This is a genomic window from Nocardia sp. CA-084685 (assembly GCF_050955785.1).
Lineage (GTDB): Bacteria > Actinomycetota > Actinomycetes > Mycobacteriales > Mycobacteriaceae > Nocardia.
In genome coordinates this window covers 2,671,903-2,694,570 of record NZ_CP192094.1, presented here as the reverse complement: position 1 = coordinate 2,694,570, position 22,668 = coordinate 2,671,903, and the positions used below count along the sequence as shown (strand labels likewise).

Sequence of the window (22,668 nt, the reverse complement as noted above, 5' to 3'; positions counted from 1 at the left end):
CCGCAGGTCGCGACCGATCTGGTCAATCCGGCAGTGTCACAACACCGTCCAGGTACCGGTGACAGCGGCCGATGAGCAGTACCCGGTCGCCCGCGAGTTCACAGCGCAGCCTGCCGCCGCGCCGCGACAGCTGACGGGCGCTGAGTTCGGTCCGGCCGAATTCGCGGCTCCACAGCGGAACCAGCTGTGCGTGCGCCGATCCGGTGACCGGATCCTCGGCCACGCCGAGATCCGGACCGAAGACCCGGGAGACGAAGTCCACGGTATCGCCGGGCGCGGTGATCACCGCATCGAACGCCAGCGGTGGGAACGCCGCGTAATTCGGCCGCGCCTCGCGCACCTCGCGTTCGGAACCCACCACGATCACCTCATCGAATCCGGTGTAGGCGCGCACCGCGCGCACGCCGAGCGCATCGGCCAGCGCGGGATCGGGCGTGACCTCCTCGGATTCCAGCGCGGGCAGGTCGAGTACGTATTCGTCGTCATCGGTGCGGTCGACGTGTAGCCAGCCGCTGCGGGTGAAAAAGCTCACCCGGTCCTCGCCGGGGTGGATGTCCTCCAGAATCTGCGCGGCCGTCGCCATGGTGGCGTGGCCGCACATATCGACCTCCCTGGTGGGGGTGAACCAGCGCAGGTGCACGGCGGGCCACTCCCCAGGTGGACCGCCCGCCTCGACGGGTAATTGCGAGGTGTAGAAGGCGGTTTCGGCGAGGTTGTTCTCCTCGGCCAGATGGTGCAACAGCTCGTCCGGCAACCAGACCGGCAGCGGCATGACCGCGGCCGGGTTGCCCGAGAACGGTGCGTCGGCGAACGCGTCGATCTGGTGCAGCAATACCTCCATAGTCGAGAAGGTACTCCAACTCTGAATGATCGCTTCGCACAAGGTATCTCGCGGCGCGGCGGGTCAGGCGTCCAATTGTTCAGGCGGCCCCGCCCGGTGAGCTCGGAAGTAGCGTGTGCTTCTCGCCCTGAACTGCGGCGGCGATCCACCAGGCGGCCTCGACGAGCACGATGCCGACCGCGCCGCAGATGAAGGCCGCGGTGGTGAGTTCGATATTCGAGGGGTCGAGTTTGAAGAAATGCCTGGTGAACGGGATTGTGAACAACAGCACATAGGCGAGGACCGAGGCACCGATGAGCACCACCTTCCACCACACATACGGCCGGGCCACGATGGCCAGCACCCACACCGCGATCATGATCAGGGTGATGAGCGCGGTGGTGCCCGCCTGTTCCTTCTGCTCGAAGGTGGCATGTGGACCCGCATAGGCGATCAGATATGCGACAAAGGTGGCGACGCCGATCACCACACCGGAGGGAATCGCCAAACGCATGACGCGCGAGACGAATCCGGAGCGGGCGCGTTCGTTGTTCGGAGCCAGCGAGAGGATGAAAGCCGGAATGCCGATGGTGAACCAGGCCGCGATCGTGACATGCCTTGGCAGGAACGGATATCCGATCGGTTCGTAGTCGAAGATCTGCGAACCGACTCCGGCCACGCCGATCAGGAAGGCGAGCAGCACCGAGTACACGGTCTTGGTGAGGAACAGATTCGAAACCCGCTCGATATTGCCGATCACCCGGCGGCCCTCACCGACCACATACGGAAGTGTCGCGAATTTGTTGTCCAGCAACACGATCTGGGCTACCGAGCGGGTGGCTGGGCTGCCCGACCCCATGGCGACACCGATATCGGAATCCTTCAGCGCCAGTACGTCGTTCACACCGTCACCGGTCATGGCCACGGTGTGGCCGCGAGATTGCAAGGCGCCCACCATGGCTCGCTTCTGGTCCGGGCGCACCCGACCGAAGGTGGTCTCGCGCTCGAGCACATCGGCGAGTGCGACACGGTCTTCGGGCAATTCGCGGGCGTCGACCGCGTGATCGCCGCCACGAAGGTCGAGTGAGGATGCCACCGCGCCGACCGACACGGCATTGTCACCGGAGATCACCTTGATCGAAACCTGCTGGCTGGCAAAATAATCGAGAGTCTCACGGGCATCGGGGCGCACCTTCTGCTCCAGCACGACCAGAGCCGCGGGGTCGACCACACCGGGTGCGTCGGCGGCATCGACCGGACGGTCGCTGCGCGCGAGCAGCAGAATGCGCAGCCCCGAGGAGCCGAGTTCCTCTGCGACACGGGCATCTTCGGAGCTCGGCTCGAGCAGCACATCGGGCGCGCCGAGCAGCCAGTCGCCGTGCTCGCCGTAGGAGAACCCGCTCCACTTCTTCGCCGAGGAGAACGGCGCGACCGCGGTGTACCGCCAAGCCGGCTTATCGGCGAGTTCCTCGCCGATGGCCTGAACGCTCGCATTCGGGCGCGGGTCGTCGGCGGCCATGGCCGCCAAGGCCTGTCGCACCTCGGCGTCGTCGAATGTGCCGAGCGTCTTGATATCCGATAGGCGCATTCCGTTCTCGGTCAGCGTGCCGGTCTTATCCGCGCACACCACATCGACGCGGGCAAGCCCCTCGATGGCGGGCAATTCCTGCACCAGACATTTGCGCCTACCGAGACGCACCACACCGACCGCGAAGGCGACCGAAGTCATCAGGACAAGCCCCTCGGGCACCATCGGCACCAGCGCCGCGACCATGCCGGTGACGGCGGGCCGCCAGGACTCCTTACTCGAGAACAGCTGGTTGTAGATGCTGAGCAGACCCGCCGGAATCAACAGATAGGTGATGACCTTGAGGATGGTGTCGATACCGCTGCGCAATTCGGACTTGACCAGCGTGAACTTACTCGCTTCTTCGGCCAGTTCGGCGGCGTAGGCATTCCGACCGACCTTCGTCGCACGGTAGGCCCCGGAACCAGAGACGACGTAGCTGCCCGACATCACCGAGGCACCGATCGACTTGTCCACCGGATCGGCCTCACCGGTGAGCAGCGATTCATCGACCTCGAGCAGTGCGGACTCCTCGACCGTGCCATCGACGACGATCTGGTCGCCGGGTCCGAGCTCGATCAGATCGTCGAGCACGACCTCCTTCGTCGCCACCTCCCGCGACTGTCCGTCGCGGCGCACGGTCGGCTTGGCCTGGCTGACAATGGCCAACTGATCGAGGGTGCGCTTGGCACGGATCTCCTGGATGATGCCGACCGCACTATTGGCGATGATCAGCAGACCGAACATACCGTCGATAATCGAGCCGGTCGCCAGCACCAGGATGAACAGCACTCCGAGGATGGCATTGATCCTGGTGAAGACATTCGCACGAACGATGTCGCGTACGGATCGGCTCGCCCGGTCCGGCACGTCATTGGTCAGCCCGTCGCGGCGACGTTGCTCGACCTCCGCGGCGGTCAGCCCGGTGACGGCCGTATGGGGCACGGTAATCGACATGACCGCCAGGCTACCGAGAACTACCGTCGGTAGGGTGCAGCGAAGCAGGACGGTCCCAGGTGTGGTGTTCGGGACAGGCGCATTTCTGATCTGGGGGCTGTTTCCGGCGTACTTCGGGTTGCTGGCCTTCGCCAATCCGGCCGAGGTGGTGGCGCAGCGGATTCTGTGGACATTGGTGCTGGTGCTCATCGTGCTGGCGATAACAGGGCAGCTCCGTGGGCTGCGCGGCATCGCGGCGCGGACTTGGCGGATGGCGGCGGTGGCCATCACGGCGCTATCGATCAACTGGGGTGTGTATGTCTACGGCGTCACCTCCGGGCATGTGGTGGAGTGCGCGCTCGGGTATTTCATCAATCCCCTGGTGACGGTGGCATTCGGTGTGCTGATTTTTCGGGAGCGGTTGGCCAGGGCGCAGTGGGCGGCGCTGGGGCTGGGTGCGTCGGCGGTCGCCGTACTCACCGTCGATTACGGCAGACCTCCGCTCATCGCGCTGGCACTGGCCTGTTCATTCGCCACCTACGGGCTGGTGAAGAAGGTAATACCGCTGGACGCGCTGCATGGAATCGCGGCCGAGGGCCTGGTCGCCGCGCCGTTCGCGCTCGGCTTCGTGATAGTCTTCGCGGTCACCGGGCGCAGCGAATTCGCCAGTGGCATCGCACATTCCGGACTGATGATCTCGACCGGTCCGGTCACTCTGTTGCCGCTGCTGCTGTTCGCCGTTGCCGCGCAACGGGTTCCGCTCTCGACCATGGGATTGCTGCAATACCTCACGCCCGCGTTGCAGATGGCCTGGGGCGTGGCCGTCGCGCATGAGCCGATGCCCGCGTCGCGATGGGCCGGTTTCGCGCTCATCTGGGCGGCACTGGCGATTTTCACCGCCGACGCGCTGGTGCGCGGTCGACGGCGGGCCCGGACCACCCAGACCGAACCGGCTAGTTCAGCAGACCGCCACTGACCTGCCCTTCCCAACCATGGCTTCGTAGCGCGGGCACAGTTTTTCCGGCGATCGCTTGTCGATATCGACAGGACGGAATACCCCTTGTCCTCGGTACATTGGCCGCGAAAACCGCAGGCGGCGGAAGGTTTCTTGATGCTGGACGAGGTGCAGCTGGATCGCGCGGCGGGTGTGCTGCTCGGCACCGCTGCGGGCGATGCGCTCGGGGCAGGCTACGAATTCACCTGGCCGGGAGCGCAGGTCGCGATCGATATGATCGGCGGCGGGCCATGCCGGTGGGCGCCGGGACAGTGGACCGATGACACCTCGATGGCGATCGCCATCGCACTGGCGGCCGATAAGGGCCCCGGCATCGACCTCGACCAAGTGGCGGCCGGATTCGTCCAGTGGTTCGATTCCGATCCACCGGATATCGGTATCCAGACCCGCGCCGTCCTCTCGGTGCGCCCGCGCTCGGCCCGGGAGATGCAGGTGCAGGCCATGTCGCTGCACGGCAAGACCGGCGGCAACGGTTCGTTGATGCGCACCGCGCCCGTCGCCCTCGCCTATCTCGGCGATGCCGATGAATGCGTCCGCATGGCCGGTGCGATCGGCGCGCTCACCCATCACGATCAGCACGCGATCGAGGCCTGCAAGATCTGGACCTACGCCATCCGGCACGCCGTGCTCACCGGAACCCTCGACGGTGTCCGCGACTTCGTCGACGCCTCGCCGAGCGCCGCCTACTGGACCCATCTGCTCGACCGAGCCGAAGCCGGTGCTCCGCAAGATTTTTCGAATAACGGCTGGGTCGTCCACGCCCTCCAGACCGCCTGGTGGGCCATCACCACCGCCGACGCCTCCGGTCCGCACCACCTGCCGCGCGCCCTCGAACTCTGCGTCCGCGCGGGCGGCGATACCGACACCACCGCCGCCATCGCGGGCGGACTGCTCGGCGCCCGCTGGGGCGCCTCGGCCATCCCCGCACCGTGGCGCGAAATCCTGCACGGATATCCGGGCTTCACCGCTCACGACCTGACCGGACTCGCCACCCGCATCGCCACCAACAGCATCAGCCGCTAGTCGCGGTCGTCCCGCGTACGGACGTTACGAACGCTGTCACAGCCCCGCACTCGGCTGCGGGATCGGCGACCGATCCCGCCGGGCCTTTCGGACGATCAGTAGGCGGTGTTGATATGACCGGGGGCCCACAAGCCGGAGTGGTCCTGTTGGGTGATTTCCGGTTCGGCGGGGTCGGCTTTGTGGTCTATGCGAACGAGTTGTTGAAGTTCGCCCCAGTCTCGCCGCCAGTCCTGGTCGAGGTACGTGGCGAGGGTGCGCGGATGCAGGAGCATATTGGACCAGCCGAGTGGGCCGCCACCGTCGTGGCTTTGCCACAGGGTGGTGATCTCCGCGCCAGGGCGGTCCGGGAGGATGCGGTAGGCCGGGACCTCGGCGATGTTGTCGCGGTGATCGTAGGGTCGCTGGTTGGGGAATTGCAGGCCGACCATCCAGTCGGTGAGAACCGGAACCTGTGAGCCGACAACATCGTTCAGCGTTCTGGTCTGCGGCACTCGCGGCGGGGTGACGGCCAGCCACTGCTTGGGATTGCGGTCGCGGTCGACGGCGACGATGCGGACAACATCGGCGCCGCTGGGGATTTCGCTGAACGGCAGGCGCAGGTTGCGCCACGACGGCGCCGGTCCGATATCGATCGGAGTGACCTTGCCCATGGGCTGCGCGGTGGTCGCGGAATCGGTTGCACCGTATTCGATTTCGAGGGTCTGGCCCGCGGTGACGAGGCCATCGGCATCGACAGAGCGGATTCGGCCCGCCGCGGTCAGCGCGATAATGCCATGACGGTCACCGGTTTCGGGAAGTCGGTACCAGCCGGTGGTCAGATCGGCGGGCCCCGCGTCTCCGGAGCCGTAGCTGCCCAGTACCGGCGTCGTCGCCGGGTTCAGTCCGAAAGGCAGTGCGGCGGTGGCTGTTCCGGCGGTATTCTCCGAGGCCGACTTACTGCTCAGCGCGTCTGCGATACTGCCGGTCGGACTCGAATCATCGTCGGGACGAAGTTCGGCGGCCACACCCGAACCGGTGAATCCGGTACCGGTGCCCGACAGCGTGCTCACCACATCACCAGTCAGCGGTGCCAGCATGCCCGCATTCGGATCGGTCTCGACCAACACATGCCCCGCCAGACCCGCCGTCTTCCCGGTCAGCGCCTCGATATTCGAGCGCGCCAGCGAGAACGCCGGACCCTGGGCCACGGCCGCCTTGGCGAAGGAGCCGACATCCCAGACCACGAGCAGCGCCAGCGCGATGGTCAGCGGCGGCAGTACCGACACTCGCCACGCGAGACCCGAAACCCGATGCGGAGTACCGGGTTCCGGCGCCCGCACATGCCACCACGCGGCAACGGCCAGCAGCGCGGTGGCGGTGAGCAGGAACAGTTTGTTGAGTTCGATACCGGCGATCACCGGCGGCTTGTCCCACCACGGAATACCGTAAGACGAGACGTACCACCACTTATTGGGCCCGGAGAACACCAGCGCGAGCAGGAACGCGACCACCGCGGCGAACAGCGCACGGTAGCGCGGCGCCCGCAAAACCCGCGGGGCGACGGCCATCGCGGTCACCATGGCGACGGCACCGGCGACGCCCGCGTACACACCGAAGTGATGGGTCCACTTGGTCGGCGTGACCATGATCAGCAGCAGCGCGCCCACGGTGACACCGAGAATGCGCCGGGTCGGCCCCGCGGCCAGCAGCGGAATCCGACCGCCCTGGCGCAGCAACACGATGACACACACGATGAGCCCCGCGAGCAGCGCGAGCACACCGATTCGGCGGCCGACGGAGCCGTCCGTCTCGCCTTGGAAGAGGTACTGATAGCGCAGATATTCGTTGAACCACTCGACATCCGGGCCGACGATGTGATGGATCCGCTTCATCTCGAACATCGCCGCCAACGGCTGGTCGGCGAACATGATCGCCAACACCACGATACCGGCGGCCAGCAGCGGCGCGAGCAGTACGGCGTAGCCGACCACGCGTGAACGCAATGGTCCCCGAGTTCCGGTACGGTCCATAATGATTCGCGCGATCGGCCGCAACCCCGCTAGCAGCGCCGCGATACAGATCACACCCGACGGCCCGGCCGTGCAGGCGAAGGCCGCGACCAGAATCGCGAATCCGGCGGGCAACAGCCGCCGGGTGGCAATGGCACGTTCGACCAGACACCACGTGAGCAGCAGTCCCAGCGCGACCGGCGGTTCCGGACGCAGCCCGTTGTCGTAGGCCAGCCAGATGGTCAGGAAACCGAGTGCACCGGTCCACATCGCGACGCGGTCGCGCCGCACCGCGACCCCGAGCCGCGGCGCCACCTCGCGGCTGAGCAGCAGCCACATCAATACACCGCAGCACAGCGCGGGCAGCCGCACCCACGGACTGGCGATGCTGACCTGCGTCATGATCCGGATAAGATCGTAATATGGTGTGCCGACCGGATTTTCGGGCACCCCGAAGTAAGCGAAGTAGTTGGCCATATAGCCAGCGACACCGGACGCACGGGCCATACCGAACTGATAGCCGTCATCGGAGGTGGTCGACCCGATGAAGTACCAGACCGCCATGGTGCCCAGCACCACCGCGTCCAGCAGCGTGAACGTCCACCAGCGCTGCGGCAGGAAGCGGCGCACCCGCCGACCGTCGCGCCGATCGAGTCGATACAACGCCGCCAGGGCGACAATCGTGCAGAGCACCGCGAGCCAGACCGCCGCGCGCTTCACCGGCGTGGGTGTCGAGGAGAACCTGGTATCGAGTTGCGCGGTGACGCGCGCACCATCGGCCGCGGCCAGATCGCTGAAGACGCCCACCAGCTGCGGTCGGTAGTCGCCATTGAGCACCACCGGGAATCCGGGCGCTTCGAATCCGACCAGCGTGGCGGTCGCGCTCGCGTTATCAGCGTGAACGCTGAGTTCACAGCCCGGAACCAGTTCGGCCACCGGCACACTGAGCAATGCCTGATTGCGCAGCACCACATCCAGCCGCGCCGGAGTGTCGGCTCCGGCGTACACGCGGGCGACGAATCCGTAGCGCTCGAGATCCGGCGCGCCATCAGGTCCGGTCGCCGCGAGGGTGCCGCCCTTGGCGCTGAGCTGGTTGATCGCCGTACACGGCAGGGTGGCGTCGAAGGTCAATGGCGCATACGAGATCAGCGGCGCCTCGATACTGCGCGCCGAACCCGCCTGCGGCCAGGTCAGCGTCGCGGCGTCCACACGCACCGGTAGCAGCGGTACCGCCACCGCGAACAAAACTCCAAACAGGCCCCCGATCAATGCGATCGGACCCGCCCAGCGTCTCTTCGATTGCGCCATCCTCGGTTTCGATCCTTCGACGGACGGCCGCCCCGCCCACACCACCATCGTGTCAGCCACGAGTGGATGTTAGCGGGGCGACTCGTACGCGAAACCTGCTACGTGCGTATGTGAGGCCACATATGCTCACAAAAACCGCGCGTCAGCTGGACCTTTCCGGAAAGCTGAGAATTCGGTAAATCATCTATGGATTGGCTTACCTCTTGTCGAATTCCCAGAGCACCCAATCACCATTCCCGTCAGGGTACTTGTCATGCGGCTTGCAGTAATACCCGAAAGCGGGATTCTCCTGCTCTTTTTGCGCCTTGCGCGCCTCACATTTACCTTTGGCGTCCGGCTGGGGCCAGACAGTTACCCACCGATCAGCCGCGGCGGTGCCGACCAGCCCAATCGTGAGCACGACGCCGCAGATCGAGGCACCAACAAACTTCGCGAAACTCATGAAAACCCCCAAGAGAATGACTCGGCCCCTTCAACCAAGCATCCCTTTAGGCTACCTCCATGCCGCAGCATTGTCGAAAGATACTGCGAAGCAATGGATCCCAGAATGCCCGTCGGCCTGCCACTGCCATCCAGGTGGCAGGCCGACATGGCAGACGACTAACTGCAGGCCACCGACTGCTGGCCGAGGTTGGTCAGCATGGTGCAAGCCCATGCCTTCTGGATCTTCCACTTGCCGTCCTCTGCGACGAACGGCACGTCGACGATGTTCTCCTGGCCGTTGAGCACGACCTTGGCCTTGGCGTTAACGCTGTCGCCGAAGGTGGTCACATCGGTGACCGTTATGGTGACGTTGGCATTCTTGGCGGCCTCGGCCAAGCGGTTCGGCAGTTCCGGGTCGGCCTGCGCGCCCTGCACGCCGTCCAGCTTCTCCGAGTTCGGCACCGAAGGGTCGAGCGCCCGCTGCAGCTGGGCGTTCAGTTCGGCCGGAGTTGGGGTCGGCGGCAGATTGGTGTTCGAGCTCGCGCCGGCCGAGGCCTTGGCGCTGGTACTGGTCTTCGCGGCCGGCTTGCTGTCTTTGTCATCACTGCAGGCGGTCATGCCGAGTGCGGCGACGACGGCCAGGCCGGCGATGGCGATGCGTCCAGTCTTACGAAGCTTCAACTGCTCGTCCTTTACGTTCGAGTAGGTACATGTCGTTCCACCAACGGCAGCCGTCACCCGAACCGGCGACGCTGCACGAATGACCCAGGCTACCTGTCAGTGGAGACTGCCGAGCGGATCCGCCCGGGACAGACTGATGTCGTCGGCGGCAAAGGTACGCGCCGGACCGGGCCCTGTCGAGCTGGTCTCGAACCGTACAGTAACCACACCGAGCCCGGCCCCCTGCACCCACCCGTGCCCGAATTCGGGGTGCTTCACATCCAGTCCGGGATACCACAGCGTCGCGTTGCGCATCGGCGAATCGCCCTGAGCTGCACCGACGCTCGACTGAGTGGCTCCGGGGACAGCGGCGTCCACCGTCTCGACGCCTAGCGGCCCGACCGCCGAACCCGCGCCGAACTCTGTGGCACCGTCCTCGGCTGCCGACGGTCCCACCCGAGCGCCCCAACTATCGGAGTCCGGTGCGCTATCGGAGTGCGGCGCGTCGCCCTCCCAGACGCCCGCCTCCTCGACCGGCGCCTGATCCAACTCCGGGAACAACGACTCCTGCCGAACGGTCGACAGACCGCCGAACCCAACACCGACCAGCCGAATCGGTCCGAGCTCGGCCGGGTCTATCGCCGAGCGCTGCGCCGCCGTTGTCAGCGTGGCCAACTCGGTCGTCGCATACGGCAAGGTGAACGACCTGGTCACGATGCTCATATCGGACTTCTTCAGCTTCAGCACCACCGTGCGTGCGGCTCGGCCGTCCTTTTCCAGACGACGATGCGCGGCCGCCGCCATGGTCTCGATCGCCGGACGCAGCTGGGCCATCGTGACGATATCGGTCTCATAGGTGTTCTCGGCACTGATCTGTTTGGCCTCGGCCCGTTCGGCGACCGGCCGGTCGTCGATGCCGCGGGCCAGCCGGTGCAGTCCCGCGCCGACGCTGCCGCCGAGGATGGACACCGCCTCCAATTCGGGCAGCGCCGCGAAGGCGCCGACGGTCTCGATACCGAGCGAACGCAAGCGGCCCTCGGCCACCGGACCGATCCCCCACAGCTTGCGTACCGGCAGCCCGGCCAGCAGTTGCTGCTGCTCATCCGGCGAAACCACCCGTACCCCATTGGGTTTGGCCATACCGGAGGCGATCTTGGCCAGCTGCTTGCCGGTGCCGGCACCGACCGAGGCGATCAACCCGGTCCGCTCCCGCACGAGCGCGCGCAGCTCCTCACAGAATTCGCGCACCTGCTCGACGGTCGCACCGACCAACTCGGCGGGCTCACCGAACGCCTCGTCGAACGACAACGTCTCCAGCACGGGGATGCGGCTGCGCAGTGCGTCGAACACCCGGGCACTGACCACGCTGTAGACCGCACCGCGCGGCGGCACCACCACCGCGGTCACCCCGACCAACCGCCGCGCCTGATGCATAGGCATGGCCGAACGCGCACCGAATACCCGCGCCTCATAGCTCGCCCCCGCGACCACACCGCGCCCACCGGTACCGCCGACCAGCACCGGGCGCCCGCGCAGTGTGGGCCGGGTCAATTGTTCGACCGAAGCGAAGAAGGCATCCATATCGATATGCAGCACCCACCGTCGCGCCGTGCGCACGGACGCGCCCGTCCCGGCGGCCACAGCGGTGTTGTCGGTGCTCACGCACCGGAATCTACGCCGCCGCACCGACAGGTCGGCCCGCCGCGCAACGCGGCGTAAACCTGTGAATACGGCAAGCAACCTGGGTGGCAGGTGTACGTGGGCCGAGTAGTTTCTGCGAGATTGCTACCGATCTGCGCGCCGCGGTGACCGGGCCTTGGCGGCGCTCTGCCCTGCCCAACCAAGCGTGACCAGGGCCGATACCGAGATGTTGCCGACTCGACATGCCCGACGCAAGCCGGTGGATCACCGGTTCGGACCCGCTCGGGTATGTGATGATCGGACCATGAAGATCCGTAAGGCCGTAATACCGGCCGCCGGAATCGGCTCCCGGCTACTCCCGCTGACCAAGGCCATCCCCAAGGAGATGCTGCCGGTCGGCGACAAGCCGGTCATCGAGCACACCGTCCGGGAGCTGGTCGCATCCGGAATCACCGATATCACCATCGTGGTCAGCGGCGGAAAGTCCCTGATCCAGGACCATTTCCGCCCGAATCCAGCCCTGGTTGCCCAGCTCCGCGCCGATGGCAAGGACGCGTTCGCCGATGCGGTGGAGGAGGTCGGCGAGCTGTCCCGGCTCGGGCATATCACCTACCTCGATCAGCACGGGCCCTACGGCAACGGCACCCCGGTGCTCAATGCCGCCCGCAATCTCGGCGACGAGCCGATGCTGGTGCTGTGGCCCGACGATGTCTTCGTTGCCGGGGTACCGCGCGCCCAGCAGCTGATCGACGCCTACGAGGCGACCGACGCGCCCGTGCTCGCGCTGATGCCGATGGACCCATCCGAATCCCAGCGCTACGGTGTCCCGGTCGTCGCGGACGACCAGGGCAACGGCCTGCTGCGCATTACCGGGCTGCGCGAAAAGCCCAAGCCCGAGGACGCTCCGTCGAACTATGCCGCGATCGGCGGCTATGTCGTCACTCCCGGCATCATCTGCGAGCTGCGCAGACAAACCGAGCAGTGGTACGAGCATCGCACTGGCGAGGTGTACCTCACCGATGCGATCAATGTGCACGCCGCCGACAACCCAGTCTTCGGCCAGGTCATCCAGGGCCGCTGGTACGACACCGGCAACCCCGCCGACTATCTGGTGGCCCAATTCGCCTCGGCCCTGGCGCATCCCCAGTACGGACCACTACTGCGCCAGCTCGTCGACTGATATCCCGCTCGCCTCGCGCAGGGCGACGATCACGACCTTGTCGTCGGCCAGCACTGGAACACGCTCTACACGTTCCCCGTCGTTGCTCTACGGGCGCCGCGATGGTCGTGGGAACGTAGCCGATCCGAATCAGAAACGACGGATGGTGTAGATGTCGAAATCGCGCAGCGGATGCAGACCAACCGGAACGCCCCAGTCGTGCGCGTCCAGGATCTGCCCCTTGCCCGCGTAGATGCCGACATGCGAGGCGTCGTCATTCAGGATTACGACATCACCCAGCGACAGGGCTGGGAACGGAACCGTGGCACCGACCTTGGCCTGCTCCCAGGTAGTGCGCGGTAGTTTCACCCCGACCTGACGGAATGCCCACTGCACCAGACCCGAGCAATCCCAGGCGAACGGGCCGGTGGCGCCCCATTCGTAGGGTTTGCCGATCTGGGTGTAGGCCGCGGTCAGTGCGCCGAGTCCGGCGACACTCGGCAGCGGCAGGGCAGCGGAACCGCTGGAACTGCCGGAACTACCGGAGCCGGAACTACCGGAACTACCGGAGCCGGAACTACCCGAACCGGAGCCGCTTCCGGTATCACCACGCACCGGTCCGGCCAGGACGAGCGCCATGACAGTCGATACCAGAAACCCAACAGCTACCCGCCGCAATACCCTTTTGAGCCCGGTGATCATGCGCTCGCCCTTTCCGTCGACCCGGTCAACGCGCGGTACCGGCCTCGCCGTCAGGGAAGGGGATCCGCACGCCACAGACCTGCGCCACTTACGTATTCACGTGTGGCGCAAGGTATTTCAGGTAGAGCAGTTCAAGTACGAACATTCGCCGCGGTCACAGAAGTCGATCTGCACACCAGCAGCAACATGCAGATTGTGCCGGGCATTGTGCGGTCACGACAACGAATCAGCTAATTCCTAGCATGTGATCTACATCACACCAGAGCAGATGTTGGACGCAAGTCGGGGCGGGATCTCGAGATCCCGCCCCGACCACCGCGTTCCGAGGAACGGCCGTATCAGACCTTCGCGATCGATACCCGCACACCACCGACGATTTCGGCGGCCTCCGCGCCCGGATCACCGAAAGTCAGTTCGGTGGCCAGGATTTCGCCCGCGATGAGGCCACGGTGGGTCTGCGCCCAGACCTGCTTATCGTCGGGCACCGCGAGCACAACGGTGATGCGATCGGATACGTCCAGCCCCTGAGACTTTCGCGTCTCCTGCAGATCGCGGATCACATCGCGGGCCCAGCCCTCGGCCTCGAGTTCCTCGGTCACCACCGAATCGAGCACGACCAGACCCGCATTGCCGGGCAGGGCCGCGGTGGACTCCGGTTCGGCGGCGACCAGGCGCTGGGTGTACTCCTCCGGCAGCAGTTCGATGCCCGCCGCGGTGACCACACCGGCGGCGGTCTCGGACCACTCGCCCGCCTTCACCGCCTTGATCACCGTCTGCACATCCTTGCCGAGGCGCGGGCCGGCGGCACGCGCGTTCACGACCAGCTCGAAACGGCCGTGCACGGCGACATCGGTGGTCAGGTCGACCTTCTTGACGTTCACCTCATCGGCGATGATGTCGGCGAACGGCCGCAGCCGCTCGGCATCGGGCGCGGCGATGGTGACCTCGGCCAGCGGCAGGCGCACCCGCAGGTTCTGCGCCTTGCGCAGGCTCAGCACCGTCGAGCAGACCACCCGGACCTCGTCCATGGCGGCGACCAGATCCGGATCCTGCGGCAGCTCACCCGCCTTGGGCCAATCGGCCAGATGGACCGACTGCTCGCCGGTCAGCCCGCGCCAGATCACCTCCGAGATCAGCGGCAGCAGCGGCGCCGCCAGCCGGGTGACTACCTCGAGCACCGTGTGCAGTGTATCGACGGCATCGCGGTCCTCCTCCCAGAAGCGCGAACGCGACCGGCGCACATACCAATTGGTGAGCGCGTCGGCGAAGGAGCGCAATTCCTCGCAGGCGCCCGCGATGTCGTAGACCTCGAGCGCCTCGGTCATCACGTCCTGGGTCGCGGCTAGCTTGGCCAGGATGTAGCGGTCCAGCACATGCGGCGAATCCGTGCGCCACACACCGGTTTTCGAAGCGTAGAGCTGCAGGAAGGTCCACGCGTTCCACAGCGGGCGCAGCGCGTGGCTGACCCCCTCCCGGATGCCGCGCTCGGTGACGATGAGATTGCCGCCGCGCAGGATCGGCGAACTCATCAGGAACCAGCGCATCGCATCGGAGCCGTCCCGGTTGAACACCTCGTTCACATCCGGATAGTTGCCCTTGGACTTGCTCATCTTCAATCCGTCGTCACCGAGCACAATGCCGTGCGCGGCAACGGTTTTGAAGGCCGGACTGTCGAACAGCGCGGTCGAGAGCACGTGCAGGGTGTAGAACCACCCTCGGGTCTGCCCGTTGTACTCGACGATGAAGTCGCCCGGGAAGTGGCTGTCGAACCACTCCTTGTTCTCGAAGGGGTAGTGCACCTGGGCATAGGGCATGGAGCCGGACTCGAACCAGCAGTCCAGCACCTCCGGCACCCGGCGCATGGTCGACCTGCCGGTCGGATCATCGGGATTCGGCCTGGTCAGCTCGTCGATCATCGGCCGGTGCAGATCGGTCGGGCGCACGCCGAAGTCGCGCTCCAACTCCGCAAGCGAGCCGTAGACATCGGTGCGCGGGTAGGCCGGATCATCGGAGACCCACACCGGGATCGGGCTGCCCCAGTACCGGTTACGGCTGATATTCCAGTCTCGTGCGCCCTCGAGCCACTTGCCGAACTGTCCGTCGCGGATGTGCTCGGGCACCCAGGTGATCTGCTGGTTCAGCTCGACCATCCGGTCGCGGAACTTGGTCACCGCGACGAACCAGGACGGCACCGCCATGTAGATCAGCGGCTGGCCGGAGCGCCAGCTGTGCGGGTAGGAGTGCTCGATCGTCTCGTGCCGCAGCAGCTTTCCGGCCGACTTGAGATCCTTGATGATCACCGGATTGGCGTCGAAGACCATCAGGCCCTCGTACGGCGGCACCATCGAGGTGAACTTGCCGCCCGGATCCAGCGGCTGCACGAGCTCGATGCCGTTGGCGGCGGCGACATCCATATCCTCCTCACCGAATGCCGGGGCGAGGTGCACGATTCCGGTGCCGGACTCGGCGGTCACATAGTCGGCGGTCAGCACGCGGTGTGCGTTGGGATGACCGACGAAGAAGTCGAACGGCGGGTCATAGGACAGATCCGCGAGAGCCGCGCCGTCGAACTCGCCGAGCACCTCGGGCTCCTCGCCCAATTCACGGGCGTAATGCGAGACCCGTTCGGCGGCCAGCAGGTAGCGCTTGCCGTCACCGGCGCGCACATGCACGTAGCGGAAATCGGAATGTACGGCGATCGCCAAGTTGGATGGCAGCGTCCACGGCGTGGTGGTCCAGATGAGCGCGTTGGCACCGTCGAGTTCGTGCAGCGGATGCTCGTCCGGCACGCGCAGCACCATATCCACGGTGACGGCCGGATCCTGACGCATCTTGTAGGCGTCATCGAGCCGGGTTTCCTGATTCGACAGCGGGGTCTGCTCGTACCAGCTGTATGGCAGCACCCGGAAGCCCTGGTAGATCAGGCCTTTCTCGTGCAGCGACTTGAACGCCCACATCACCGACTCCATGAAGTCGAGATCCAACGTCTTGTAGTCGTTGTCGAAGTCCACCCAACGGGCCTGACGCGTCACATAATCGCGCCATTCTCCGGTGTAGCGCAGAACCGAAGATTTACAGGCCGCGTTGAATTCCGCGAGCCCCATAGCATCGATCTGTGATTTGTCCGTGATACCGAGCTGCTTTTCTGCTTCGATTTCCGCGGGCAGTCCGTGACAGTCCCAGCCGAAACGCCGATCGACGCGCTTGCCGCGCATCGTCTGGAAACGCGGCACGAGATCCTTGACGTACCCAGTGAGCAGATGTCCATAATGTGGCAAACCGTTGGCAAACGGCGGTCCGTCGTAGAAGACGAACTCCGGTGCACCCGAGCGGTTCTCGATGCTGGTACGGAAGGTGTCATCGGCGGCCCAGGCGTCGAGTACCCGACGCTCCAAGTCGGGAAAGGATGCCCCGCTAGCAGCGCCCAGATCGACGCGCGGGTATGCGCTGCTGGAAGGTTCGTCCGCCATCGCGGATCTCGTCTCCTCGTGCCGCCGCGCCGTGGCGCGTATGTGTCAGCACGGGGACGATGACGACGCCGGTTGCGTCGAAACCGCGGTACCACCCCGCTTGTCCGGGCGGCGCGCCGATCCGCGCGACCTACCAGGACCTCTCGTTACGAGCTGTGACGGGCTCACCCGTTCGGTTCTACTGAGTGCGGTGTGCGCACCGTTCTTCCGAAGACTCCCCGGTGATGGCCGGATCGACGCCGATTACATGTTTGATTCTAACCAGGACGGTCAAACCAGTTTGTCGGGCCCACAATTACCGTTTCGCATGCCGACCAGGCGGCGGCGCGGAATCGCCCTCGGAGCTGCGCATGGAAAGCGCACTCACCAGCAATAGCACAGCACCCACGATGCAGATGAGGATGCACCCCCAGGCCCACAACACCGACCCAGTGGTCAGTGCGGCCACGAGCAGGGCAAACCCGATCGCGGCAAGGACCAGCGTCAAGACGAGCATATTTACCCCCTAGGCATGCCAGGCGGCTCGGCGTACCTCTAGCTACTCGAACAGCAACTACAGGCGGAGATATCTCTCTACTACGAGATTACTTGGCGCCCTTGGCGAACGAAGCAGGAGCGAGATTGTTCCCGGTATTGGCGTCGACGAAGGCCTCGCCGCCGTCCACCGGCACCGCCGAGCCGCGGTTCTCCAGCTCCTCGAGCTGGGATTCCAGGTACGACTTCAGCCGCACGCGGTACTCCCGCTCGAAGGTCTTGAGCTGCTCGATTCGGCTCTCCAGCACGCTGCGCTGCTGGGTGATGGTGGCCATGATCTCGGTGTGCTTGCGCTCGGCGTCGGCCTGCAGTGCGTCGGCCTTTTCCTTGGCCTGCCGTAGCTGGTTGTCCGAACGGGTCTGGGCATCCGAGAGCATCGCATCCGACTTCTGCCGCGCATCGGCGATCATCGCCTCCGAGCGGGTTCGCGCATCGCCGACCAGGCGTTCGGAATTTGCCCGGGCATTCGACAGCAAGTTCTCTGCTTCGAGCTTCGCATCGCTGGTCAGCCGGTCCGCCATCTCCTGGGCGAGACTGAGCACCTTGGCTGCCTGCAGATTCGCATCCGCGCTCGGCGCATCCTTGGCTACCGGAGCCGCGACCGGCATCGGAGGCGGCGGCGGTGCCTGTTGCACCGGCGGCTTGATGGGTTCGGGCGGGGGCGGTGGGGCTTGCTGGACCGGTGCTTTCACTGCGGCGGCATTGGCCGGACCCCGATTTTTCTTGGCGTCGGCCAGTTCCGCATCGAGTTCGGCAACCCGCTGGCGCAGGTCAGCGTTCTCCTCGATCAGACGCGAGAGCTCCTGCTCCACGAGATCCAGGAAGGCGTCTACTTCATCCTCGTTGTAGCCGCGCTTCCCGATCGGCGGTTTGCTGAACGCGACGTTGTGCACATCGGCTGGGGTCAGCGGCATGGAAGGATCCCTTCACGCGTCTTTTGGAGATCTAGCAGATCTAGCAAGCTATCTTCTCGGTTCATTCTGTCACACCAGGGCTACCCGTCGGCGTGGCCGCCCACAAACGTCATCGAGATGAAGACGACGAAAAGCAGGACCATAATCGACAGATCGAGCCGAATTCCTCCCAATGACACCGGAGGTATCAACCGCCTCAGGAGTTTCACCGGAGGATCGGTGATCGTGAAGATCACCTCGAGGATGACGACGATGAAGCCGCTCGGGCGCCAGTCGCGGGCAAAGCTGCGGATGAACTCCACGATCACTCGGCTGATCAACAACAGCCAGAAGATGAACAGTACGAAGTAGAGCACCGCAAACAAGGCCACGATCTCACTCTGCCCCAAAATCCGCGTCGCGCAAAATGACCACACCGCCCCATACGCAACGGGTCTAACAGAACCCCCGGATCACAGTGCTATTTCTGGTTGTAGAAGCCGGTTTCGGCGATCCTGCGACGCTCTTCGGCCGAGACATCGACATCGGCCGGTGAGAGCAGGAACACTTTGGTCGCGACCTTGTCGAATGAGCCACGCAGCGCGAAAGCCAGCCCGGCGGCGAAGTCGACCAGCCGCTTTGCATCGGCATTGCTCAGATCAACCAGGTCCATGATCACCGGGTTCCCCTCGCGGAAGCGTTCGCCGATGATGCGGGCCTCGCTGTAGTCGCGCGGGCGCAGCGTCGTGATCTTGGACAAGGGACCTCCGTCCTCGAAGATCCCCGGCCGACGCGCGGGCGCGGGTTCGGGGCGCACGCGCTCCTCCAGTCGCCGCTCCTCGGCCTCGGGATCGACGGCGAGCGCACCCCTGGTGGCTCCCCGCAGCATCGGCGCATTGCCACCCGCACGGAATCGGGCGGCACCCGGCGCGGCATCGATCCTGGTGGGACGAGGCCGCGCGTCATAGCGGTCGTCCGCATAGGACTCGTCGACGTAATCGTCGCGCCGAGACACCGGATATCCCGCCTTGTACGGCGACTTGTATGCCGGCTCTGGGTAATCCGGCTCATCGTCGTAGCGGTCTTCGGCATAGCGGTCCGCGCCGTAACCGGCGCGCTCGGAATAGTCACGGGGCCGGGGACGACGTGAGCCGCGCTCGTCCACGCCCCGGGGGGCCGGCTCGGCGACATAGTCGTCTTCGTAATCCTCGAGCGGAACCATGCCGAAGTACGCCTTGAACTTGTGCAGCGTGCTCATTTCATAGACCTTCCTTCGGCCCCGGTGGCGGCCGGGTGTTGAAGTCTTGCTCAGTCCTCTCCAGTCCCAGCATATGTGTCGAATGTGACTGATGAGGTTTCTTTGCTACGCCGAGGTTATCGGTCGAGCGCCCATCAAGGCGGTACCGACACGCACACAGGTAGAACCGTGTTCGATCGCCGATTCCAGATCGCTGGACATGCCCGCGGACAATTCGGTCGCTTCGGGATGATCCGCGCGCACCAGGGCATGCAGATGCGCAAGGCGCGCAAAAGCATCGTCGGGCACGGCGTCGAGCGGGGGAATCGCCATCAGGCCCGCGAGCTGCAGTCCCGGCGCAGTGGCCACCCGATCGGCTAGTGCCGCAAGATCTTCCGGGGCGACGCCACCGCGACCCGGATCCGCATCCAGGCTCACCTGGACCAGTACCCGAACCGGTTCGCCGCGTTCGCCCGCGTCCAGGGCGGACCGCGCCGCGGTGTCAAGGGCCGTTGCCAGGCGTTCGCTGTCGACCGAGTGCACCGCATGTGCCCAGCGCGCGACCACCCTGGCCTTGTTGCGCTGCAGCCGACCGATCATGTGCCAGCGCACATCCGTGAGATCGCCCAGTTCGGCGACCTTCGCGGTGGCCTCCTGCTCCCTCGACTCGCCGAATTCCCTGCAGCCCAACCGATGCAGGATGGCGATATCGGTGGCCGGGAAGAACTTCGTGACCGGCAGCAGCCGCACGGAGTCCGCAGCACGCCCGGCCGCCTGACAAGCCGCGCCGATTCGCTTGTTCAGATCGGCGAGATTCGCCGCGAGTTCGGCGGTCCGGCCGTCCATGGCCTCTGCCGCAATGGATTCGGTACTCATGCGTCCGCCTGCCTCCAGATGACACCGGCGATCCGCCCGGTCGGTGCGCCGCGGCGATGACTGAACAGCGTTTTGTCCTCGATCGTGCAGCGCGGATCAATGGCCACTCCACCGATTCCGGCTTCGGTGAGCTGCCTGCTGATTCCGGCGCGCAGGTCGAGTGCGGGCGTGCCGCGCACGGTGGTTGTCGCACTGCCGGGCAGATGCGCCTCGACGTCGGCGCGCATCGCGGCGGGCACCTCGTATTGCCGGCCCGATGCGGCCGGACCGAGAAAGGCGCCGATCCGCTCGATGCGGGCACCGACGGAAACCATTGCGTCCAGTACTCGCGGCACGATCCCGATGCGCGCGCCGATTCGACCGGCGTGCACGGCCGCGATCACACCGGCTTCGTCATCGGAGAGCAAGATCGGTACACAGTCCGCGGTGAGCACCACCAGTGCCAGACCCGGCACGGTCGTCACCAATGCGTCGGTGGCGGGCACCGGCGCATCCTGTGGCCCATCGATGATTTCGACATTGCGTCCGTGGATCTGTTCCATCCACACGAGCCGATCCGGTGTCAGACCGATACCCTCGGCCAGCCGGTCCCGGTTCCGCTGTACGGTCGCCGGGTCGTCCCCCACATGATCCCCGAGATTGAACGAATCGTATGGCGGCGCCGAGAAACCGCCCGCCCGCGTGGTCGTCACTCGGCGAACGGCTCCCCCGCCTCCCCGGAACTTTTGCCGGTCGTCGTGTGCGTCGACGGCGCCGTCGCGAGCCGACGGTCGTGTGCCCAGCTGGGTGCTGGACGTACCCGCCGAGTTACCCATGTGCTCCCCCACCTCCCCGAGGCTTTTGCCGGTCGTTATCTGCCTCGGCAGTACTCGACCGGTCCGGCGGTTGGCGAAGTGGCTGAGCTTTGGGCGTACCCGATGAGTTACCCATATACAAACGAGATCTGTCGGTGCTTCGGCATACCGCCAGTCTGCCAGCCCGGGCGACCGAATCGTGCGATCGGCAGCCTAGCGACGCATGAACGACGGCACGTCTACATCATCGTCGTCGTCATCGGAATCCGGCGGCTCGATATGCGAGCGCGTATTGTGCGCGACCGTCGGCTCGGCCAGCGTGCGGGCCCGCTCGGAATCCCGGTAGCTCGGCACCGCGCCCCGGGTGGAGCCGGTTTGACCTGCGGCGGAAGCCGTTTCGGTGCGCGCGGCGGCGGCGATCTCACTGGTCCGGCTACTCTGACCGATCTCACCGGCCCGAGCCGAACCGATCGCACCGCGGCCCGCCTCGAACGTGCGCCGAGCCGGACCGCCGCCGTCGAAACCGGCGGCGATCACCGTGACGCGAACCTCATCGCCGAGCGAATCGTCGATGACGGTTCCGAAGATGATATTCGCCTCGATATGCGCCGCCTCCTGCACCAGCGAGGCTGCCTCGTTGATCTCGAAAAGACCCAGATCCGAACCGCCCGCGATCGAGAGCAGAACGCCGTGCGCACCGTCCATCGATGCCTCGAGCAATGGCGAATTGATCGCCGATTCGGCGGCCTTGACCGAACGGCCCTCACCGCGTGCCGAACCGATGCCCATCAAAGCGCTACCCGCGCCGGACATCACGCTCTTCACGTCGGCGAAGTCGACGTTGATCAGACCCGGCGTGGTGATGAGGTCGGTAATGCCCTGCACACCATTGAGCAGCACCTCATCGGCGGAGCGGAAAGCGTCCATCAGGCTGACCGCCGCATCGCCGAGCTGCAGCAGCCGATCGTTCGGGATGACGATGAGCGTGTCGCACGATTCGCGCAGCAGGTTGATGCCCACCTCGGCCTGGTTGCCACGGCGCTTGCCCTCGAAAGAGAACGGCCTGGTGACCACGCCGATGGTCAGCGCGCCGAGTTTGCGCGCGATGCTGGCGACCACCGGTGCGCCACCGGTACCGGTGCCACCGCCCTCACCCGCGGTGACGAAGACCATGTCGGCGCCCTTGAGCACCTCTTCGATCTCGTCCTTGTGATCTTCGGCGGCCTTGCGACCGACTTCCGGGTCGGCACCAGCGCCGAGACCGCGCGTGAGCTCACGACCGACGTCGAGTTTGACGTCGGCATCGCTCATCAGCAGCGCCTGCGCGTCGGTGTTGACCGCGATGAACTCGACTCCCTTGAGTCCCTGTTCGATCATCCGGTTGACGGCATTCACACCGCCGCCGCCGATACCGACGACCTTGATCACAGCAAGGTAGTTGTGCGGGGGCGTCATGGGCTCTCGCCTTCCTTCGATCTAAAGTCTGTCGTTTTCGAATTCTCGACAATCGGTCTGTGGCAAGCGCAAGTCCGGGCAAACCCTAAAGCTCAACCATAGGGTTAGCGTTATGTCAAGTATCCGACTGCTGCGGAACGCTATTCGCAGCCGCCGCGATAGGCGCG

Annotated in this window: 18 protein-coding genes; 3 read left to right on the top strand and 15 right to left on the bottom strand. The window is 65.4% G+C overall.

Annotation, left to right across the window (positions count from 1 at the left end; translation table 11 throughout):
- Positions 1 to 22: 22 nt before the first annotated feature.
- The gene (locus ACQP2U_RS12135) at positions 23 to 841 is read right to left on the bottom strand and encodes a PhzF family phenazine biosynthesis protein (protein WP_433714741.1); all 819 of its coding nucleotides are present in this window, start codon (positions 839 to 841) and stop codon (positions 23 to 25) included.
- Positions 842 to 920: 79 nt separating this feature from the next.
- A complete protein-coding gene (locus ACQP2U_RS12130) occupies positions 921 to 3,344 on the bottom strand; it encodes an HAD-IC family P-type ATPase (protein WP_433714740.1) in 2,424 nt (807 codons plus the stop codon).
- Between ACQP2U_RS12130 and rarD the strand changes: the two genes are divergently transcribed.
- Positions 3,343 to 4,299 carry an EamA family transporter RarD gene (gene rarD, locus ACQP2U_RS12125; protein ID WP_433714739.1) on the top strand — a complete coding sequence of 319 codons (957 nt, stop codon included), beginning with the start codon at positions 3,343 to 3,345 and terminating at the stop codon, positions 4,297 to 4,299. The two genes, ACQP2U_RS12130 and rarD, sit on opposite strands and share 2 nt — an antisense overlap.
- Before the next feature lie 132 nt (positions 4,300 to 4,431).
- The gene (locus tag ACQP2U_RS12120; RefSeq protein WP_433716441.1) at positions 4,432 to 5,361 is read left to right on the top strand and encodes an ADP-ribosylglycohydrolase family protein; all 930 of its coding nucleotides are present in this window, start codon (positions 4,432 to 4,434) and stop codon (positions 5,359 to 5,361) included.
- A 95-nt stretch (positions 5,362 to 5,456) separates the two neighbouring features.
- Here the strand turns inward: ACQP2U_RS12120 and ACQP2U_RS12115 are convergent, their stop codons facing one another.
- From ACQP2U_RS12115 to ACQP2U_RS12100, 4 genes are all read right to left on the bottom strand, one after another.
- A complete protein-coding gene (locus tag ACQP2U_RS12115) occupies positions 5,457 to 8,657 on the bottom strand; it encodes an arabinosyltransferase domain-containing protein (RefSeq protein ID WP_433714738.1) in 3,201 nt (1,066 codons plus the stop codon).
- Positions 8,658 to 8,853: 196 nt separating this feature from the next.
- Positions 8,854 to 9,099, bottom strand: coding sequence for a hypothetical protein (locus ACQP2U_RS12110; RefSeq protein ID WP_433714737.1), 246 nt, complete (start codon positions 9,097 to 9,099; stop codon positions 8,854 to 8,856).
- 158 nt (positions 9,100 to 9,257) lie between these two features.
- Positions 9,258 to 9,761 (bottom strand): hypothetical protein, encoded by a 504-nt coding sequence (locus ACQP2U_RS12105; RefSeq protein WP_433716440.1) that lies wholly within the window; start codon positions 9,759 to 9,761, stop codon positions 9,258 to 9,260.
- 96 nt (positions 9,762 to 9,857) lie between these two features.
- The gene (locus tag ACQP2U_RS12100) at positions 9,858 to 11,321 is read right to left on the bottom strand and encodes a DNA polymerase IV (protein ID WP_433716439.1); all 1,464 of its coding nucleotides are present in this window, start codon (positions 11,319 to 11,321) and stop codon (positions 9,858 to 9,860) included.
- 364 nt (positions 11,322 to 11,685) lie between these two features.
- On the opposite strand from ACQP2U_RS12100, the gene ACQP2U_RS12095 reads away from it, so the two are divergent.
- Complete coding sequence (locus ACQP2U_RS12095; protein WP_397039720.1) at positions 11,686 to 12,561, top strand: UTP--glucose-1-phosphate uridylyltransferase; 876 nt, start codon at positions 11,686 to 11,688, stop codon at positions 12,559 to 12,561.
- 129 nt (positions 12,562 to 12,690) lie between these two features.
- Here ACQP2U_RS12095 and ACQP2U_RS12090 read toward each other — a convergent pair whose 3' ends face one another.
- The 9 genes from ACQP2U_RS12090 to ftsZ all read right to left on the bottom strand — a co-directional run bounded on the left by ACQP2U_RS12090 (position 12,691) and on the right by ftsZ (position 22,501).
- Entirely contained in the window at positions 12,691 to 13,242 is a 552-nt protein-coding gene (locus ACQP2U_RS12090) for an NlpC/P60 family protein (RefSeq protein WP_433714736.1), read from the bottom strand.
- A gap of 338 nt (positions 13,243 to 13,580) precedes the next feature.
- Positions 13,581 to 16,712: an isoleucine--tRNA ligase gene (gene ileS / locus ACQP2U_RS12085; protein ID WP_433714735.1), complete on the bottom strand. Its 3,132-nt coding sequence runs from the start codon at positions 16,710 to 16,712 to the stop codon at positions 13,581 to 13,583.
- Between the two features lie 295 nt (positions 16,713 to 17,007).
- Positions 17,008 to 17,208: a hypothetical protein gene (locus ACQP2U_RS12080; RefSeq protein WP_062988683.1), complete on the bottom strand. Its 201-nt coding sequence runs from the start codon at positions 17,206 to 17,208 to the stop codon at positions 17,008 to 17,010.
- Between the two features lie 88 nt (positions 17,209 to 17,296).
- Complete coding sequence (wag31, locus tag ACQP2U_RS12075) at positions 17,297 to 18,160, bottom strand: DivIVA-like cell division protein Wag31 (RefSeq protein ID WP_397039715.1); 864 nt, start codon at positions 18,158 to 18,160, stop codon at positions 17,297 to 17,299.
- A gap of 80 nt (positions 18,161 to 18,240) precedes the next feature.
- Positions 18,241 to 18,531 (bottom strand): YggT family protein, encoded by a 291-nt coding sequence (locus tag ACQP2U_RS12070; RefSeq protein WP_397039712.1) that lies wholly within the window; start codon positions 18,529 to 18,531, stop codon positions 18,241 to 18,243.
- 89 nt (positions 18,532 to 18,620) lie between these two features.
- Positions 18,621 to 19,397 (bottom strand): cell division protein SepF, encoded by a 777-nt coding sequence (locus tag ACQP2U_RS12065; protein WP_433714734.1) that lies wholly within the window; start codon positions 19,395 to 19,397, stop codon positions 18,621 to 18,623.
- A gap of 105 nt (positions 19,398 to 19,502) precedes the next feature.
- On the bottom strand, positions 19,503 to 20,252 hold the full coding sequence (locus tag ACQP2U_RS12060) for a YggS family pyridoxal phosphate-dependent enzyme (protein ID WP_433714733.1): 750 nt from the start codon (positions 20,250 to 20,252) through the stop codon (positions 19,503 to 19,505).
- Positions 20,249 to 20,944, bottom strand: a complete 696-nt coding sequence (pgeF, locus tag ACQP2U_RS12055; RefSeq protein ID WP_397039703.1) for a peptidoglycan editing factor PgeF — start codon at positions 20,942 to 20,944, stop codon at positions 20,249 to 20,251. The genes ACQP2U_RS12060 and pgeF overlap by 4 nt, the downstream gene beginning before the upstream one ends.
- Positions 20,945 to 21,259: 315 nt before the next feature.
- The gene (gene ftsZ / locus ACQP2U_RS12050) at positions 21,260 to 22,501 is read right to left on the bottom strand and encodes a cell division protein FtsZ (protein WP_397039700.1); all 1,242 of its coding nucleotides are present in this window, start codon (positions 22,499 to 22,501) and stop codon (positions 21,260 to 21,262) included.
- Between the last annotated feature and the right edge of the window lie 167 nt (positions 22,502 to 22,668).